14 protein-coding genes are annotated in these 17,370 nt (G+C 42.9%); 6 read left to right on the top strand and 8 right to left on the bottom strand.

From position 1 onward, the window contains the following. Positions 1–458: 458 nt before the first annotated feature. Complete coding sequence (pssA, locus tag ACHUFN_RS04115) at positions 459–1,262, bottom strand: CDP-diacylglycerol--serine O-phosphatidyltransferase (protein WP_394221047.1); 804 nt, start codon at positions 1,260–1,262, stop codon at positions 459–461. Positions 1,263–1,629: 367 nt separating this feature from the next. Between pssA and xdp1 (ACHUFN_RS04120) the strand changes: the two genes are divergently transcribed. From xdp1 (ACHUFN_RS04120) to prsT, 3 genes are all read left to right on the top strand, one after another. Next, entirely contained in the window at positions 1,630–2,565 is a 936-nt protein-coding gene (gene xdp1 / locus ACHUFN_RS04120) for an exosortase-dependent surface protein XDP1 (RefSeq protein ID WP_394221048.1), read from the top strand. Between the two features lie 157 nt (positions 2,566–2,722). Then, complete coding sequence (gene xdp1, locus ACHUFN_RS04125; protein ID WP_394221049.1) at positions 2,723–3,550, top strand: exosortase-dependent surface protein XDP1; 828 nt, start codon at positions 2,723–2,725, stop codon at positions 3,548–3,550. 105 nt (positions 3,551–3,655) lie between these two features. Continuing rightward, the gene (gene prsT, locus ACHUFN_RS04130; RefSeq protein WP_394221050.1) at positions 3,656–6,469 is read left to right on the top strand and encodes an XrtA/PEP-CTERM system TPR-repeat protein PrsT; all 2,814 of its coding nucleotides are present in this window, start codon (positions 3,656–3,658) and stop codon (positions 6,467–6,469) included. Between the two features lie 34 nt (positions 6,470–6,503). Here the strand turns inward: prsT and dld are convergent, their stop codons facing one another. From dld to rluD, 4 genes are all read right to left on the bottom strand, one after another. Next, on the bottom strand, positions 6,504–8,207 hold the full coding sequence (gene dld / locus ACHUFN_RS04135) for a D-lactate dehydrogenase (RefSeq protein WP_394221051.1): 1,704 nt from the start codon (positions 8,205–8,207) through the stop codon (positions 6,504–6,506). 125 nt (positions 8,208–8,332) lie between these two features. Further along, positions 8,333–10,909, bottom strand: a complete 2,577-nt coding sequence (gene clpB / locus ACHUFN_RS04140) for an ATP-dependent chaperone ClpB (protein WP_394221052.1) — start codon at positions 10,907–10,909, stop codon at positions 8,333–8,335. Between the two features lie 182 nt (positions 10,910–11,091). Next, on the bottom strand, positions 11,092–11,847 hold the full coding sequence (gene pgeF, locus ACHUFN_RS04145) for a peptidoglycan editing factor PgeF (protein WP_394221053.1): 756 nt from the start codon (positions 11,845–11,847) through the stop codon (positions 11,092–11,094). A gap of 16 nt (positions 11,848–11,863) precedes the next feature. Beyond that, positions 11,864–12,847, bottom strand: coding sequence for a 23S rRNA pseudouridine(1911/1915/1917) synthase RluD (rluD, locus tag ACHUFN_RS04150; protein WP_394221054.1), 984 nt, complete (start codon positions 12,845–12,847; stop codon positions 11,864–11,866). Between the two features lie 186 nt (positions 12,848–13,033). Between rluD and ACHUFN_RS04155 the strand changes: the two genes are divergently transcribed. Continuing rightward, positions 13,034–13,798, top strand: coding sequence for an outer membrane protein assembly factor BamD (locus tag ACHUFN_RS04155; RefSeq protein ID WP_394221055.1), 765 nt, complete (start codon positions 13,034–13,036; stop codon positions 13,796–13,798). 94 nt (positions 13,799–13,892) lie between these two features. On the opposite strand, the gene ACHUFN_RS04160 is transcribed toward ACHUFN_RS04155, so the two are convergent. The 3 genes from ACHUFN_RS04160 to ACHUFN_RS04170 all read right to left on the bottom strand — a co-directional run bounded on the left by ACHUFN_RS04160 (position 13,893) and on the right by ACHUFN_RS04170 (position 15,945). After that, complete coding sequence (locus ACHUFN_RS04160; RefSeq protein WP_394221056.1) at positions 13,893–14,636, bottom strand: ChrR family anti-sigma-E factor; 744 nt, start codon at positions 14,634–14,636, stop codon at positions 13,893–13,895. Further along, positions 14,629–15,240, bottom strand: a complete 612-nt coding sequence (locus ACHUFN_RS04165) for a sigma-70 family RNA polymerase sigma factor (RefSeq protein ID WP_394221057.1) — start codon at positions 15,238–15,240, stop codon at positions 14,629–14,631. Before ACHUFN_RS04165 ends, ACHUFN_RS04160 begins: the two co-directional genes overlap by 8 nt. Before the next feature lie 129 nt (positions 15,241–15,369). Next, positions 15,370–15,945, bottom strand: a complete 576-nt coding sequence (locus tag ACHUFN_RS04170; RefSeq protein WP_394221058.1) for an LON peptidase substrate-binding domain-containing protein — start codon at positions 15,943–15,945, stop codon at positions 15,370–15,372. Between the two features lie 259 nt (positions 15,946–16,204). Between ACHUFN_RS04170 and ACHUFN_RS04175 the strand changes: the two genes are divergently transcribed. Together ACHUFN_RS04175 and ACHUFN_RS04180 are read left to right on the top strand one after the other, a co-directional pair. Then, positions 16,205–16,648, top strand: coding sequence for a nuclear transport factor 2 family protein (locus ACHUFN_RS04175; protein ID WP_394221059.1), 444 nt, complete (start codon positions 16,205–16,207; stop codon positions 16,646–16,648). Further along, complete coding sequence (locus tag ACHUFN_RS04180; protein ID WP_394221060.1) at positions 16,645–17,364, top strand: SDR family NAD(P)-dependent oxidoreductase; 720 nt, start codon at positions 16,645–16,647, stop codon at positions 17,362–17,364. The genes ACHUFN_RS04175 and ACHUFN_RS04180 overlap by 4 nt, the downstream gene beginning before the upstream one ends. Positions 17,365–17,370: the final 6 nt, after the last annotated feature.

Below are 17,370 nucleotides of genomic sequence, written 5' to 3' on the forward strand. Positions count from 1 at the left end.
TGCCGCCAGCGTTCAATCTGAGCCATGATCAAACTCTTCAATTAAATATATCGAAATATGAATCGTCGTTGTGACACCCTTAACGAGTGCCCACACAGATTGTCTTGTCTAAATTTTTAAAGAACGTTGCTAGCTTTTGCTAGCTGCCTCTCCCGAAGCGGATGCGTATCTTACAGCGCATCATTTTTTTGTCAACAACTTTTGTTTATTTATTTTCAAACTTGGTTTTTGACATCCTCTTCAGTTGTCAGCGTTTTGCTGCTCCCTGTTGAGGAGGCGCGCATTTTACGCATTCCTGACGTATCGTCAACACCCTTTTCTAACTAAATATAAAAAAAGCGACCGTTCGGTCGCTTTTTAATCCACATGTTTACTTTGTGTACATTTTAACGGGAAATTACACCCATTTCTTATTCATCAATGCCACATCGTCACACTTCAATGCTTTATATCTCTACTTATTGATGTGAATCCTTAACGCTTTCGTCTTGTTTCTTTTTGTCAGCATTAAAGTCTGCGTCTTCTTCATGGTCGCCCACTACATCATCCAACGTTACTTTATCAACCGTTCGAAACGTATTGATAGGCCCAGCTAATGCGTATAAGGCAAACACTAAGAAAAGTACCAAAGCAGGCTCAGTTGCAACAACCACGAATATAAGCAATACAATAAGAAGGCCTACGAACGGAACCTTGCCGTGCCAGTTAACTTCTTTAAACGAGTTGTATTTAAAGTTACTGACCATTAGTAATCCAGCTAAGCCAGTAACTGCCGCAACAATTAAACCATAATCTGTACCAACAGCATCATACTCAACACCAACCCACACTAGACCAGAAACAACTGCCGCAGCCGCAGGACTGGCAAGACCTTGGAAGAAGCGCTTATCGGCAATACCTACTTGCGTATTAAAGCGAGCTAAGCGAAGTGCTGCACCCGCTACATATATAAAGGCAGCTAACCAGCCTAACTTACCCAACTCTGTTAACCCCCAATTATAAGCAACAAGCGCCGGCGCCATGCCGAATGAAACCATGTCAGCCATAGAATCATATTCAGCGCCAAAGTCGCTTTGTGTGTTTGTCATACGCGCAACTCGACCATCGAGTCCGTCGAATATCATCGCAACAAAAATTGCAACCGCTGCAGCTTCAAAGCGACCGTTCATTGATGAAACAACAGCAAAGAAACCGGAAAACAAACCTGCCGTTGTTAATAAGTTGGGAAGTAAGTATATCCCTTTACGTTTTTGTTCAGACATATGTCCTCGTACTTCTACATATATAATGACACTAATTATTCCATAGATAGACTGGAACGCATAGCAAAGTAAAACAACTGCCATGTCTGGTTTGATTCTTGTAGACAAATACAAGCTCAAAACCCAACCCAATTGTTTATCATTAACGGTAGATTAAAACCGCTCCGTATCAGTTTAGCTTTAGTGATTGAAAAACCCAGCACTAATAACTAGGTATACGGATGCATACCCTAAAGAGCTCACCGTTCATATATCATACAAGTCCATGTTGAAATTAAGTACTAAACAAATATGTGCACAGTCTTTGGTGCATCTTGACTGTTTAGTTACTGAGAGTGGTTCTCCTCTCTCATAAAGGAAAGCTGTTATGCGAACTCTACAAAAATCGTTTTCTTTAAAAACAGTAATGCTGATTTCTGCAGCTTTGCTGTCGACCCTTAGCACAAGTCAGGCTATTGCAAAAAACTGGCACAAAAACAATTATTCCTATTGCGGCTCGTCAAGCAATAACCAAGAACAAAACAAAGTTTGCAACTCGCCTTTGGGTGAACACACTTATGACTTAGTAAGTGATGGCGTTTTTCATGATATTGATGCAACAAAGTCTTCGGTTAACGTTGACGGTGTTAATATTGCCATGTCTGCCTTTTCTGATACCCATAACGTCAGAGGTGAAACAGTAGTAGGTGCCAAACTAGAGAAAATCTCGAATAAATGGGCCTACGGCATTACAAATGACGATGAGTCACACTATGGTGGTGGTGCGGACCACGCCATCGATAACATAAATTATTTTTCTAACGGTAGTTTTAATTCTAACTACCACAACTTTGCAAACGTGGAACGAGATTACGATTTTGTCCTTCTATCCTTTGACTCTGCTGTTACCTTAACCGGTGCAAGCTTCTCATGGTTGTATAGCAATAAGGACAGTCAGGTATCGGTAGCTGCTTTAGGCGACACGTCTACCTTAACTTCAGGTGTAAATACTTGGAGCGATATTGTAGCTGACGCGTTAACTTCTGCCTCGTTTGATATTGAAAACTGTGAATATTTAGATCACCGCGCAGACTTCACATTCACTGAATCTGCACAGTATTGGTTAGTAGGTGCTTATAATTCTGTTTTCGGAAACGTTGGTGGTCGCGTAGGAAACGACGCGTTTAAACTTGCTAATATAGGGTTCAATGTAACAGAACCGACAGGCACTCCATCTCCTACAGAGGTATCTGAGCCCGGAACTATTGGCTTGATTATGGCCTGCTCGCTCTTTGTCATGTGGCGACGCAAAAAAATCATTTAAAGAAATTAGACTTTAGATCACTGACAGGTGGTACAACCTGTCAGTTTTTTTTACTCATCACAACCCCAACCAACAAAAAACACAAAAAATCAGTAACTTAAAAACTGGCACGAAACTAGCTAAGCAAGCACCAATGAAGTCGTTTTGGTAGTTTCTAATGAAAGCAGTAAAAAAAGTAGTATCTCTCCTCGCTATATCTACAGGTTTAATCTCCGGTTTTTGTCATGCATCAGATAGTAGCTTAGAAGAAGCTAAGTACTCTCTGCATGATAACTATTTTCTAGGAAATGTATTTACAATCGGCGATACAAAAGTTTCAGTTTTGGATTTCTCCGCGTGGTCGGACACTGGTGGCAGTAATGATGATCTGCTACGTTCAAGTGATACACCACATTGGTCAAACTGCCACTCAAATTCTCCTTCAAGCTGCATTCAAGAAATAGGATACGGTCAAGAAAATGGAGATTATAGTTGGGGTGGTGACAGTCATTCGGTTGATAATTACAACGACAAAGGAAAAGATGATTTCGACATGTTCCTTTTAAGTTTTGACACCGAGGTTGTGCTAAATGGTGCCGGATATACCTGGAAAAGCGGGTCGAATGGAAATAAAGAAGTTACGGTTGCGGGTCTTAATGACATTTCTATGTTTAGTGACCGCCTAAACAGCACATGGTCTGATGCGGCGAAAAAGACAAACGTAATTAGCTCAGGTCACTTTGGAATCTCAAAGGCAGCCGGCGGATTGTATGAATCTTCATTTACAAATTTAGCATCTGCCAAATATTGGTTAGTTGGCGCATATAACACATACTTTGGTGACAACTCTGCCTCATCATTCGATGGTGTTGGCTTTAAACTTTCTTCATTGAACGTTGGCATTGTGAAAAATACTCCTAGTGTTGACGTAAGTGAGCCTGGCGCATTAGCGCTGATGGGGCTAGGTCTTAGCCTTCTTCTATATAGACGCAAGCGTCGCGTTTAATAGTTTAAAAACACGTAGAAAACACGTATCTTTAAAAGGTGGCTTAGGCCACCTTTTTTTGTGCTATTTTTAAGCCCGCAGCTAGGCTAATTTTCGAAGGTATATATGGATTCGTTTTATAATAAAAAGGGTGTTGTACATCGTGCACTTATCTCGGCAGTTGTCTCTTCTATTATCTCATTTAACAGCTACGCGACGACGTCAGAAGACTATGAAAAAGCGCTAACAGCATTTAACCAGAGTGCCTTTGATGAAGCCTACATTCACCTAAAAAATAGCTTACAAAAAGACCCAGAAAACCTAGCAGCAAAAATTTTAATGGGCGAAATTTTGCTGATTAACGGTTATTTAACGGCCGCAGAAATAGAGTTCGTCGAAGCGCTTGAAATGGGTGCAGACATAAACCTGTTAGCGGAACCTTTGGGCAACACGTGGCTGTTTTTGAATAAATATCAAGAAATTGTAGACTTCTCTGATTTAAACAAATTGTCGGGCGATGCTGAACGTGAGTGGTTAATGGTACGCGCTACAGCATGTATAAGGCTGGAAGACGAGCTTTGCGCACTACGCGACTACAACAAAGTCATTTCAAGCACACCTGACTTTGTGCCAGCTATAAACGGATTAGCCTCAATTGCACTTCAAAATGACGAGTTAACGAAGGCTGCATCTCTTATTGAAAAGGCCATGTCAATAACGCCAGAGAACGCCATTACCTGGCGATTAAAAGGTCAACTTGCCTATCGTCAAGGCGATAAAGAAGCTGCAACGGCACACCTACAAAAAGCGCTGACTTTTAACCGCGACGACCCTATTGCACTTAGAAACCTTGTTGACTTGTATTTAGAGGCAAAAGACTATGACTCGGCTAAGCTTTTTGTTGATGAAATCATTCAAGATACGCCAAATGACCCGTTAGCTATTTTGCTTAATAGTTGGTTACAAAGTAGAGACAACCAGCAAGCGATAGACAACGAAAAGCTTAAAGAGCTTAACGACTTCATGGCACAGCTGGACCCGGAGCTTATCACTTCTCAACCCATGTTGCTTTACATCAGCGGGCTTACTAATTTTTTCAACAACAGTATGGAATCAGCAGCAAAAGACTTTAACGCTTATTTGCAAAAAGAACCTGAGGACTTACAAGCCGTACTAATGCTGAGTCAAGTCTACATGGCGACCCAGCAAGACAAGCAAGCGCTTATGTTGCTAGAGCGCTATCAAGATGCGCTGATGGAGAACCCCGACTCAGCCCTACTTTTAGGTGATTTACTTATTCGTCAAAATAAGGCTTTTAAAGCGGAGCGTTTATTACAAAACCTTGAGTATAAGTACCCGAACGAAAACAAACTTCAGCTTTTTAAAATAAAGCTAATGGCAGCAAGAGGCAAAGAAGAAGAAGCATTGCGTATTCTTGAAATGAATTTGCCAGCTTATAAAGATAATGCAGGTTTTCTTTTCACTTACTCTTTGATGAACTTGCAAGCGCAACGATACGATAATGCATTAAAGGGCGCGAATTTGCTTAGTGAAATGTTTCCTGAAGAAGCTGAGGTTTACAACCTCAAAGCTGGCATCTTTATTCGACAAGGGCAGCTTGAAGACGCTAAGGCTAATATTGAAAAGGCATTATCGCGAAACCCAACGCTTTTTCCTGCAAAGTTCAATTTGGCTGCAACAGAAAGTCGCTTAGGGAATATCGAACAATCGAACCTATTAGTAGAAGAGCTGCTTACCCTTTCACCACAACATAATGAAACCTTAATGCTGAAAGCATTCAACTTGGCTAAGGCGGGCAATATTGATGAAGCCAAGCAAATCTATCTTGATATTCTCACGCTGACTCCTTCGAATACCGGAGCAAGAGAAAGAGTATCATCATTGTATCAACGCCAAGGTGATACTAAAAATGCCTTGTATCATTTAGATTTACTGATAAAAGATGAATTCGATAATGCTGATTATCTTTTGCAAAAGGCTGCGCTTCAGTTTGAAACTAATCAGCGTGCCGATGCAGAAAAAACGCTGAGCATTGTTAGAAACTTTATTAACGATGATGCCGGTAAACTGATTTCTTACGCTGATCAAGCGCGAAGAATAGGCAATGACAAAGAAGCTAAAGAGGCAATGGCACGAGCTTACGAAATTGCCAGTTCCAGTATTTTAGTGACATTGCGCTATTCAAGCTTATTGCTGGACTTCCAGGATAACGATAAAGCACAATCAATCTTAGCTTCCGTTCCAACTGACCAGCAACAAAATCCGGTGTATCACTTTTTAAGAGGTCGCTTAGAAGCAAACAAAGGAAATGATGCACGTGCAGTTAAGGCTTTTACAAAAGCACTAGAGATAGATACAGCGTTTGCCCAAGCATTTGTCGCCTTATATAACTATGCACTAAACGAACAGTTTGTTGATGTATTCTTAGATACCGCTCGACAGCTTGTAGCGGAAAATGAAAATAACCTTTTAGCAAAAAATCTGTTAGCGCAGTATCTCTTCTTCATTCAAGAATATGATGAGTCGATAGCACTCTATAAAGAGCTTATTACTGAACCAAACTTGCTTAGCCTAGCTGAGGCGTTTAATCGTTTAGCAATAATGCATGTAGATAAATCTCTCGATACTGCAAAAAACTACGCGCAACAAGCACACGACTTGCAGCCCAACTCGGCCAAAATATTGGACACATACGGACACATTAAAGCATTACAAGGAGACTTCGAGGGGAGCCTTAAAATGCTGAGGGATGCATTCGCTAGGGATGCAAACGATCCAAATATCCGTTATCACCTTGGCTATACGCTAGCAAAGTTAGAAAGAATAGAAGAAGCAAAGAAAGAGTTAGAATTTGCTGTTAATGTTGAGCGTCCATTCTTTAAACGCCCGCAAGCTCAAGCGTTGCTCGAGAGCCTCTAAAGGCTCTCTTCTATCTAAATAGAACACTTAAGTGTTAAAGGCAGCACGAACAATTTCGTTTGTGCTTTTCCATCATGCCTATTCCAGGGTTAAACGTGTTGGTTGGATCTAAAGCTTTGTAGAAACTTTGCAGTGAACTTTCTGCCTTGTATAGATGCCCAACATTGTGTTCTGCTGGATATTTTGCCCCTCGGCTATCTAAAAGCGCTAGCATGGCAGCCTTTACCTTTTTAGTGTCACTGCCTTTCTTTAGTATGTAATCTTGATGAAAAACATGGCAAAAGAAGTGTCCGTAATAAAGTGGCTTCTCAATATGCTTGGCAATATGTTCTGGCAATGTTTCTACCCAGAACTCGTCGTTACGTCTTAGCGCAATATCTAAAGCGAGGATACCCCCTACTTGTTTGTGATGCAGGGTTTGATAGCGAACCGCAGCCCCCGCAGCAGCGAAGCGCAATAAAAACGCTTTTGAGGCTTCATCTTCATTACATTCAATATAACCACCCTCTAATTGCTCTTCTGAAAACAATGTACTTAAAAATGCTTTCGCCTCTTCAATTCCCTCATCGCTCATTTTGAGGATAAGATGATGTTCGTACTGTTCTCGGAAACGTCGAATACTTTGAGGTATCTGGTCAGAGAAGAACTTGCTTCCCAACTGCATGACTCTGTCACTAATGTAAGGTGGAAGTAGTGGCACTTTATTAAGAAACGCGTCCACCCGCCCTTTCAATGCAAACATTTTAGGTAGCGAGTCTGTACCTAAACGCTGAATACTTAAAATAGTATCTTTGCCATACACATCTGCAATATCAAACATCTCTCTATGAAGATATTCTCCTACCTCTGGTAGATGATGAAAGTGGCTTAAAACATCTCTACGAATACGGGTTAAAACGGCAGGGTCGTTAGTACCTATATAAAACGTTTGCTCTTTTTTAGGAACTACAAAGGTGTCAAGACGTACAGCAAACACTGCAATTTTTCCTGCACATCCGCTTGCTTCATAAAGTCTTGCTGGGTCGGCATTAAAACGGCTTGGTGTATTCGCGTTTACATCTCGAACGATTTGCTCGTAATCGCTCGCAGAGGCTTTCTTATCTGTTTCAAGTCGTGATTTGGGAAAATTACCTGAAGATAGATTTCCTATAATTTCTTCTGGTGTATCGCCCAAATCTATTCCTAGGTGATTGACAAGTTGCAGCTCTCCACGGGCATTGACCTGTGCAAACAAAGACAACTCTGTATAAGCTGGTCCTCGCTTTACTAAAGCGCCCCCAGAATTGTTTGCAACACCACCAACTATAGAAGCCCCTAAACACGATGAACCAATAACCGAGTGTGGCGATCTCCCAAGTGGTTTGAGTGCCTTCTCGAGTTTAAATAGAGTTGCGCCAGGAAAACTTAATATTTGCTTCCCATCGTTAATTAAAACGATGTCGTCCATCGCTAATGTATTAATGACAACAACGGGTCTGTCATAATCATTACCGCTTGGTGTTGAACCTTCGGTTAGACCTGTTTTCGCAGCCTGCATAATGATAATGCAGTTGTATTCAACGCAAACCTTAAGTACTTCCCAATAGTGCATAAGCGTATTGGGAAACAACACTGCCAAAGCGTCGCCTTCGCCCGAGCGCCACCCCTTGCGATAATGCTCGGTTTGACGCTTGCCTACAGCAACATTGCTTTCCCCTAGTACGCGTTTAAATGCGTCAATGATTGGGGTTGTTTGCATGTCTAACTCCTTTGGTAACCACGCGTTCATTCTTTTAGCTTGTAAACTAAAGGAAAAGATAACGGATATGCAATAAAAAAGGCACTGTTGCCAGTGCCTTTTGAACTTCTAGTGATGCGTAGTGATTAGCTATTTACTACGAAAAGTCCGCTTTCGTCGGCATCAACTCTTATAGTAGACTCAGGCATTAGCTCACCCGCCAATAGCTTATGCGCAAGCGGGTTTTCCACCTGCACTTGTATAGCGCGCTTAAGCGGGCGCGCACCAAACACAGGGTCGAAACCTGCATCTGCCAGTTTATCCATTGCCGCAGCTGAAAGGGTAAGTTTGTAACCTTTTTCAGCCAACCGTGCTCTAAGCGACGCGAGCTGAATTTTAGCAATGGATTTAATCTGCTCTTTACCTAATGGGTGGAATACCACGATGTCATCCACGCGGTTGATGAACTCTGGTCTAAAATGCTGACCCACAACATTCATCACCGATGCTTTCATGTCATCGTACTGACTTTCATTGTGCTTATCTTGAATGATGTCTGAGCCTAAATTAGACGTCATAATCACCACGGTATTTTTAAAGTCTACCGTGCGCCCCTGTCCGTCTGTCAGTCTTCCATCATCAAGCACTTGCAGCAAAATGTTGAATACGTCTGGATGTGCTTTTTCAACCTCATCTAACAAAATGACCGAGTAAGGTTTGCGGCGTACCGCCTCTGTCAAATAGCCACCTTCTTCATATCCAACGTACCCGGGAGGTGCACCAACTAAGCGAGCGACAGAATGCTTCTCCATAAATTCAGACATGTCTATACGCACCATGGCGTCTTCTGTATCGAACATAAAGCCAGCAAGCGCTTTACACAGCTCGGTTTTACCTACACCCGTCGGCCCTAAGAATAGGAATGAACCAATAGGTCGGTTCGGGTCGGCAAGCCCTGCGCGCGAGCGACGAATTGCGTTTGAAACAGCCTGAACCGCCTCTTCCTGCCCCACTACTCGCTTGTGAAGCACGTCTTCCATACGCAGTAACTTGTCGCGCTCGCCTTCCAGCATTTTTGCTACAGGTATACCTGTCCAGCGTGATAGTACATCGGCAATTTCTGCATCGGTTACTTTGTTCTTAACCAACTTAGTTTCACGGGTTTCATTTTCAGCGGCTTGTTCTAGCTTTGCTTCTAACTCGGGAATACGTCCATATTGAAGCTCTGACATGCGATTTAAGTCTGACGCTCTTCGCGCAATTTCTAAATCAAGTTTTGCCTGCTCTAGCTCACCTTTTATTGTTTGCGTTCCCTGCATGGCGTCTTTTTCATCTAGCCATACTTTTTCAAGCTCTGCATATTTAGTTTCTGCTTGCTCGCGCTCTAGTTCTATCATTTCTAGGCGCTTGTGACTGGCATCGTCTGTTTCTTTTGCAAGGGCCTGTTCTTCCAGCTTGAGCTGAATAATTCTGCGCTCAAGGCGGTCCATGTCTTCTGGCTTAGAGTCAATTTGCAGACGAATACTAGATGCCGCTTCGTCTATTAAATCAATAGCTTTATCCGGAAGCTGGCGGTCGCTGATATAGCGATGAGACAAACTCGCTGCCGCTACAATGGCTGGATCTGTGATGTCTACCGAGTGATGAAGCTCATAGCGTTCTTTCAGTCCACGCAGAATAGCAATAGTGTCTTCAACGCTTGGCTCTTCTACCAGTACTTTTTGGAAGCGGCGCTCAAGCGCAGCGTCTTTTTCAATATACTGGCGATATTCGTCTAACGTAGTAGCGCCCACACAATGAAGCTCGCCACGTGCCAACGCAGGCTTCAACATATTACCGGCATCCATTGCGCCGTCGCCCTTCCCTGCACCTACCATGGTGTGCAGTTCATCAACGAATAAAATAACGCGGCCTTCTTCTTTCGCAAGTTCATTAAGTACGGCCTTCAAGCGCTCTTCAAACTCACCGCGATATTTTGCGCCTGCTACTAATGCGCCCATATCAAGCGCAAGTACGCGTTTGTTTTTAAGACCTTCGGGTACTTCGCCATTAATAATGCGCTGAGCTAAGCCTTCCACAATGGCTGTTTTACCCACACCTGGCTCACCGATAAGCACCGGATTGTTTTTAGTTCGGCGCTGTAGCACCTGAACAGTTCGGCGAATTTCATCGTCGCGCCCAATAACCGGGTCTAGTTTGCCCTGTTCGGCCCGTTCTGTTAGGTCTGTAGTGTATTTTTCTAAGGCTTGACGCACATCTTCGGCATTAGGGTCTGTCACTTTCTGACCACCTCGCATATCGTCAATTGCACTTTCAATAGCATCTTTCGTGATGTTTAGGCTTTTAAGAATTTCTCCTAATCGCCCTTTATCTTGCAACGCTGCCAACACGAATATTTCAGACGTGATGTACTCGTCTTTTCGTTGCTGCGCTATTTTGTCGCAAAGGTTTAGCAGTATGCCACTGTCTTTACTTAGTTGAACATCACCACCTATACCTTCAATTCTAGGCAGTCGCTCAATGGCTTGGCTAAGCGCTGAGCGAAGCGCATTTACATTAATATTTGCCTGATCAAGCAGAGGTCGAACCGATCCCCCCTGCTGATTAAGCATGGCGGTCATTAAATGGACAGGTTCAATGTATTGATGATCTCGCCCCAATGCGAGAGATTGAGCATCGGAAATAGCGAGCTGAAATTTACTGGTAAATCTATCTAGTCTCATAATCTCAACCTAGTAAATGAACAATTATTTATGTTCTAGTTATGTAGGCTGGTCAATTGTGATTCAAGTATGAGATTGAAAAGTTAGTCAAAAAGATAAGAAATAATGGCCAAACTTTGATGCAGCGCAAATTGATGGCGCGAATGACCAGTGGAGCGAGTTAACCTAGTACGCGTAAAAAATTAACGAATACCAATCACACTCACTATTCTTCCAGTGGTGCGCTTGTGTTGATGAGTAGCGCGACGATGTGAATAGAAGCGCTGTTCGTCAGAATACGTACACAAATTACTTTGCGTAACATTCGTTACTCCAGCTTCGATGAGCTGTGTCTGTGCGATTAGCGGTAAATTGAGTAAAAACTTACCTTTATTAGCACTCATGCTTACAGCATTTTCAACGTGCTTAAACTTGTTTGCCAAGTCGACATCTACTTCGTAGCAACAACCGCTAATAGCAGGCCCAATCCACGCCATCAACTTAGAAGCCGGAAAGGTAAATCGCGCCACCGCATTGGCGATTATCTTGCTATCAAGCCCTTTCCATCCTGCATGCACAGCAGCAACTTCTTGTCCCTGGTCGTCACACAATAAAATAGGAACGCAGTCTGCTGTCATAACAGCGCAAAAGTGCGATGTTGAAGTTGAATACGCCGCATCTGCTGTTGTGTCAACGCTTGGTAGACTAACAACACGGTTGCTATGTACTTGCTCTAACCACGTAATTTTATCACTATAGGGAAGAAGGCTTCTATTTGCCTTTACCATTAACAAGTCATCGCCCACATGACTGCCAACGTTCAAGCCCGCAAAATCACCTACACTCGCGCCACCACTTCTTGTGGTGGTATACGCCACTATATTTGGCGGACAAGGCCACTGTGGCGTAATCAAATTAAGCGCTGATGATGAAGATGAATTTGCATCGAGCTGAGTCATAACGCGCAGTTCCTGCTTAAAGCATGTCTTGTGGATTATCCGCCGTATCTTTTTTAACAGCCTTGAGCAAGTCTTGCATGTCTTGCGGCAAAGGCGCTTTCCACGTCATCCACTCCTCGGTTTCGGGGTGAAAAAGTGAAAGCTGAGCTGCGTGTAGCGCTTGGCGCTGGAAACCGCGAAGTGCAGCAATAAACGCTTCCGATGCACCTTTAGGAAGACGAGGACGTCCGCCATAAACCTGATCGCCCAACAAAGGATGTTTGATATGGGCCATGTGAACACGAATTTGGTGCGTACGCCCAGTTTCAAGTTTTAATCGCAAATGTGTGTAAGCTCTAAATTTTTCAATTACGCGAAAATGCGTAACCGCCGGCTTGCCCATTTCACGCACTGCCATATGTGTGCGTTTAGTAGCGTGTCGTCCGATAGGCGCATCAACAATGCCACCAGCTACCATAGTACCTAAAGCAATGGCTTCATATTCTCGGCTCATTTCTCTGCGCTGTAGCTGGTCAACAAGGTGAGTTTGCGCTGGAATGGTCTTTGCTACCACCATTAAACCCGTAGTGTCTTTATCAAGACGGTGAACAATACCCGCACGCGGTACCTTATCAATATCAGGCACGTGATTGAGAAGCGCATTAAGCACAGTTCCGCTTGGGTTACCCGCGCCTGGGTGAACAACTAAGTCTGCTGGCTTGTTGATCACTAAAATATGCTCATCTTCATAAACAATGTTCAATGCAATATCTTGTGCTTCACTGGTTACTTGTACATCCATTTCTGCCTGTACGGTAACAAGTTCATCCATTTGCATTTTGTGACGAGGAATCGTTATTACCTCGCCGTTAACAGCAACATTGCCGTCTTGAATCCAAGTTTTTAGCTTAGAACGTGAATATTCAGGGAACAAATCAGCTAAAACCTGATCTAACCTTAAACCAAAATGGGCAGCTTCCGTTGAAGCCTCTAATTGTATTGTGTTCGGCGACTGTGTCATAACACCATTGATTACGTCTTAAAAAGGGTATTATAACAAGTATTCACGTTGTACACTGCCTTGTTTACGTTTTTGTATGGTTTTTCTCACCATTAGTACGTTAGAATGCAAAGAAAGTGTTGTTGTTTAACACATGAGCTTAGACAGCGAAGAAACAAAACTGTTTAGCAGGAAAATAGAATTATTATGAAATCATTTCGTCTACTGGCACCCGTTTTACTTGGTGCTATGGTATCTGTTGCAGGGTGTAGCTCTTCAGACACTGAAGAAAAAGCGGTTCTAGCTAACATGGGCGCGCAGCAACTGTATGACAGAGCGAAGCAAAGCATGGATATGGGAAACTTTAGTGTTGCTGCGCAAACGTTAAGTGCTTTGGACTCTCGCTATCCTTTTGGCCCTTTATCACATCAAGTTCAATTGGACCTGGTATATAGCTACTACAAATCAGGCAAGACCGATGAAACCCTTGCGACTATTGATAGATTCATTCGTTTGAACCCAAACCACTCAGATGTAGACTATGCTTACTACATGCGTGGACTCACGAATATGGAATCGGATAGCAATTTATTCCAAGAGTTGATGAATATTGACCGCGCAGATAGAGACCCATCTAAATCTCGTCAGGCGTTTGAAGATTTTCGCAAACTGATTCAACAGTATCCCGATAGTAAATATGCTGCAGATGCAAAACAGCGCATGGTTCATATTAAAGACCGCTTAGCGCGTTATGAAATTGCTATTGCCCGTTTCTATATGAGACGCCAAGCGTACGTTGCTGCTGCTAACCGTGGACGCTACGTAATTGAGCACTTCCCAAATAGCACGCAAGTTCAACACGCGCTAGAGATTATGGTTTCAAGTTATGAGCAACTTGGTTTAGAAGAGCTACGTTTAAATGCAATGAAGACCTTAAAACTTAACTACCCAGACAGTGAGTTCATTAGTTAAGCTTAAGAAGTACATTTTAAAAAGCCTAAAAAACGCACATATAGTGCGTTTTTTTATATATGCCGCCAATGCAGCTTAAAAAAGCGTAGACGCATTAACGGAAAAACAAATGGCTGAAAGGGTTTAACAACCTCGCCAAGCCCGACGTAAAGTGTAGCGGTTGATCAACAATACTAAAAACTAGACATCCGTCTTTACCTTCAGATTTTGGCGTGTGAGTTTTCTCTCCGTCCATGAAAATGAAGTCGCCCGTGTCATATCGACTAAGTCCATCACTAAACTCACCGTCGATAACAAGCGTGTACTCGGTACCACGGTGGGTGTGTTCCGGTACGCTTCCGCCACTTCCCATGAAAATGAAGTTCGCAACACCTTGATTACCCAAGTCAACGGGAGCTTGCCACAGCTTTCCAACCAAGCTTGACCAATTGCCGGTTTTGTCAATGTAGCGATGCAAGGTTCTCGGCAAAGTGAAGACTCTACCGTCTAGTTCAATCGAAGATACACCCGTTAGCGACTTGGCTTTAGTTCGTGTATCACACGACTCACTGTAAGCCAACGGCATGACGGTAGACGTATTTTCTTGTTTTGAAGAAGGGAGTCGCGTTATCTGTGAAAGCATATCGCCAAATTGAAGCGACATGTCCACCTTATCACTAGCACTAACATTGGCGTTAGACACCATCTGAGCGGCTAACTTTTCTGTCTCAACTTCAACAAAGCGCTGACATTTCTCGCACATGTCGCAATGTGCAGAGACCATCAGTGATATTGCAGGTGACAACGTGCCCTCAACAAAATCTCTAAGTTGCTGGGCACTCGGGTGAAACTTAATCATTGTCGTGTAACATGACCTTTAATCTTTGAAGTGCCAAACGCGTGCGTGATTTTACCGTTCCAAGAGGAATTGAAAGTTCATCGGCGACTTCTTGTTGAGACTTACCATCAATATAAATGGCCTCGACCACCGCTTTTTGTTTAACTGGAAGCGATTCGAATAGATTTCCAATTTGCTCTAAAGTGACCTGCTCGTCAAGAGGCGCTTCGTTAGCGTCTGCCGTTTGCTCACACAATACAGGCCATAAATCATCAGAACATACATCTTCTTTTCTGTTTTGTAGTTTGCGTAACATATCAAATCGAATGTTTCGGGCAATAGTAAAGATCCATGTGGACGGAGAGCCCTTCTCAGCATTAAACAAATGCGCTTTTTGCCATACGTTTGACATGGTGTCTTGGACTAACTCCATCGCAAGTGCTTCATTGCCCATCTGCTTTAGCGCATAAGAGCGAAGGCGTGGCGCGAAGTAATTGAACACCCGAGCAAACGAGCGTTTGCAGCGGGCGTCTGCAACCGCGACAAGGTAATCAGACATTTCAGTAGCACACTCTTTTGGCTTAATTGTGCTGTTGCTTTGTTCCAAAGGAATTCCAACTAACATAAGATTCGTCCGCTTTTCCGTTTTGGTTCTGACATTCTACGGTTTTATGACTTAAAACGTTCGCGAAATTCGCAAAAGTTGGGTTACGATTTTGTAATGTCTGACAGAGCGCTTAACCACTTTTGTGCCTTAGACAACCAAAGCAGAAAGGTAGTTTAACAAACTCGTACATTCTCGCTGAGCTAAAAAATGCTGCTTTTGAGAGCCATCGACTGGCAAAAGTTCTAGCCAACGATTCAATACCCAGTTAGGGCAATCAAATTTTGGCGACTCATAAAGCGCTGCCAATTCTTCGTAATTTCCAAATATCTCTTTAAGTCGCTCATCCATAGGCGCTATTTGCTGAGGGGCCAAATCACATTGCCAAGGCGGCAAAACCGTACACTCACCGATGCGAAGACCATCTTTTTCGACTTCAATGTTGCTTACCTCAACTAGGTGTAACCCAGCAACCTTTATGCCAAGCAACCCATCATCGAGCATATCGAAGTCTACCACCTGGGCATATGTACCAATTTTGTGAATATGCTCATTCGCATCTTTGTTGCCATTTGCGTTTAGCATACACATGACAAAGCCTTTGTTTTCGGCACATGCCTGCTTAACCATTCGTACATAACGCGGCTCAAAAATGCGCAGGGCCATTCTACCTTCTGGCAAAAGGTGCGCTGATAAAGGGAATAAGGGAAATCGTTCTACGCTCATACTCAATACTTCCGAAAACACGAAAATATCTACGCGAGTGAGAACAAATAGGATCTAATGGGAAATTTTTTCACAGATAAAAAGAAAAACGTGATCTTAAGTACACCGACGGATGTAATTTACTGCATAAAGTAAATATTAACAGACTCCATATCAAAGACTTGCGTTCATAAAGTTAATGCATCGTTTTTTGGTTTTACGATTCCTGTCTAATGTCCACACGTATTCGTAAATATAAAATGTAATGTAAGGAACGTGTATGAACGTCATTTCACGCTTTTGTAAAATTTACACAGATGTTTGTCAGATATCGCTACAAGACCTAGACGATATCTATGCGAGTGACGTTGTATTTATAGACCCCATTACAACGCACAGAGGCATTAACGAAGTCAAAGGCTACTTTTCTAATTTATTCACGCACGCCGAGAGCTGCAAGTTCGATATTGCTGACATTTTCACTTGTACCGAAAAGGAAGTACAAAGCCACTCTGATGTTACCCATGTTGTAAATTGGACAATGACGTTAGTGCTAAAGAATAAAAATAAGCGTATTACTTTAGACGGCACCACCCAACTTGGCGTTAAGAACGACAGTATCATTTACCACAAAGACTACTATGACTTGGGCGAAATGGTTTATGAACACGTACCTATTCTAGGTTTTGTAATTAAGAAGATTAAAGGGAAGCTGGCAAAGTGAAAACTATTCTCATTACCGGAGCAACCTCAGGAATTGGTAAAGCATTAGCGACTCATGCTGCAAATACAGGTTACCGCGTGGTCGCGTGCGGAAGAAATAAGGACGCGCTCGAAGAGCTAAGTCGCCACTCCAACATCGATTCATGCCAATTTGATGTTTCAGACCTGAATGATACGCGCCACGCGCTAGCATCAATCAAGTTCGATATCGCAGTGTTAAATGCAGGCACATGCGAATATGTCGATATCGACGATTTTGAAACAGATATGTTCCGCCGTGTTTTCGAACCCAATTTTTTTGGCGTTGTGAACTGCGTTGATGCCCTACTGCCGCACTTCAGACAGGGAGATAAACTTGTCATTGTAGACAGTATGGCACGACTGCTTCCTTTCACGCGGTCACAAGCTTACGGTGCCAGCAAAGCTGCGTTACATTATTTTACCAAGTCACTTGAAGTTGACCTGCACCATAAAGGTGTAAAGGTTCAGGCAGTCTCGCCGGGGTTTGTGGAGACACCATTAACAGATAAGAATGATTTTGAGATGCCAATGAAAATAAGTGCAGAAGAAGCTGCTAAGGCAATGCTCAAGGGAATAGAAAGTAATAAGCAGAGTATTTTCTTTCCTACGTTCTTTGGCCTAATTCTTCGGTTTTTACACATATTACCTACCCAGCTACAAAAGCGCTTGTCATTGGCAATGCGAGAAAAACAATAAGAGAAA

Origin of the sequence: Alteromonas gracilis (assembly GCF_043642145.1) — a bacterium.
GTDB classification, from domain to species: Bacteria; Pseudomonadota; Gammaproteobacteria; order Enterobacterales; family Alteromonadaceae; genus Alteromonas; species Alteromonas gracilis_B.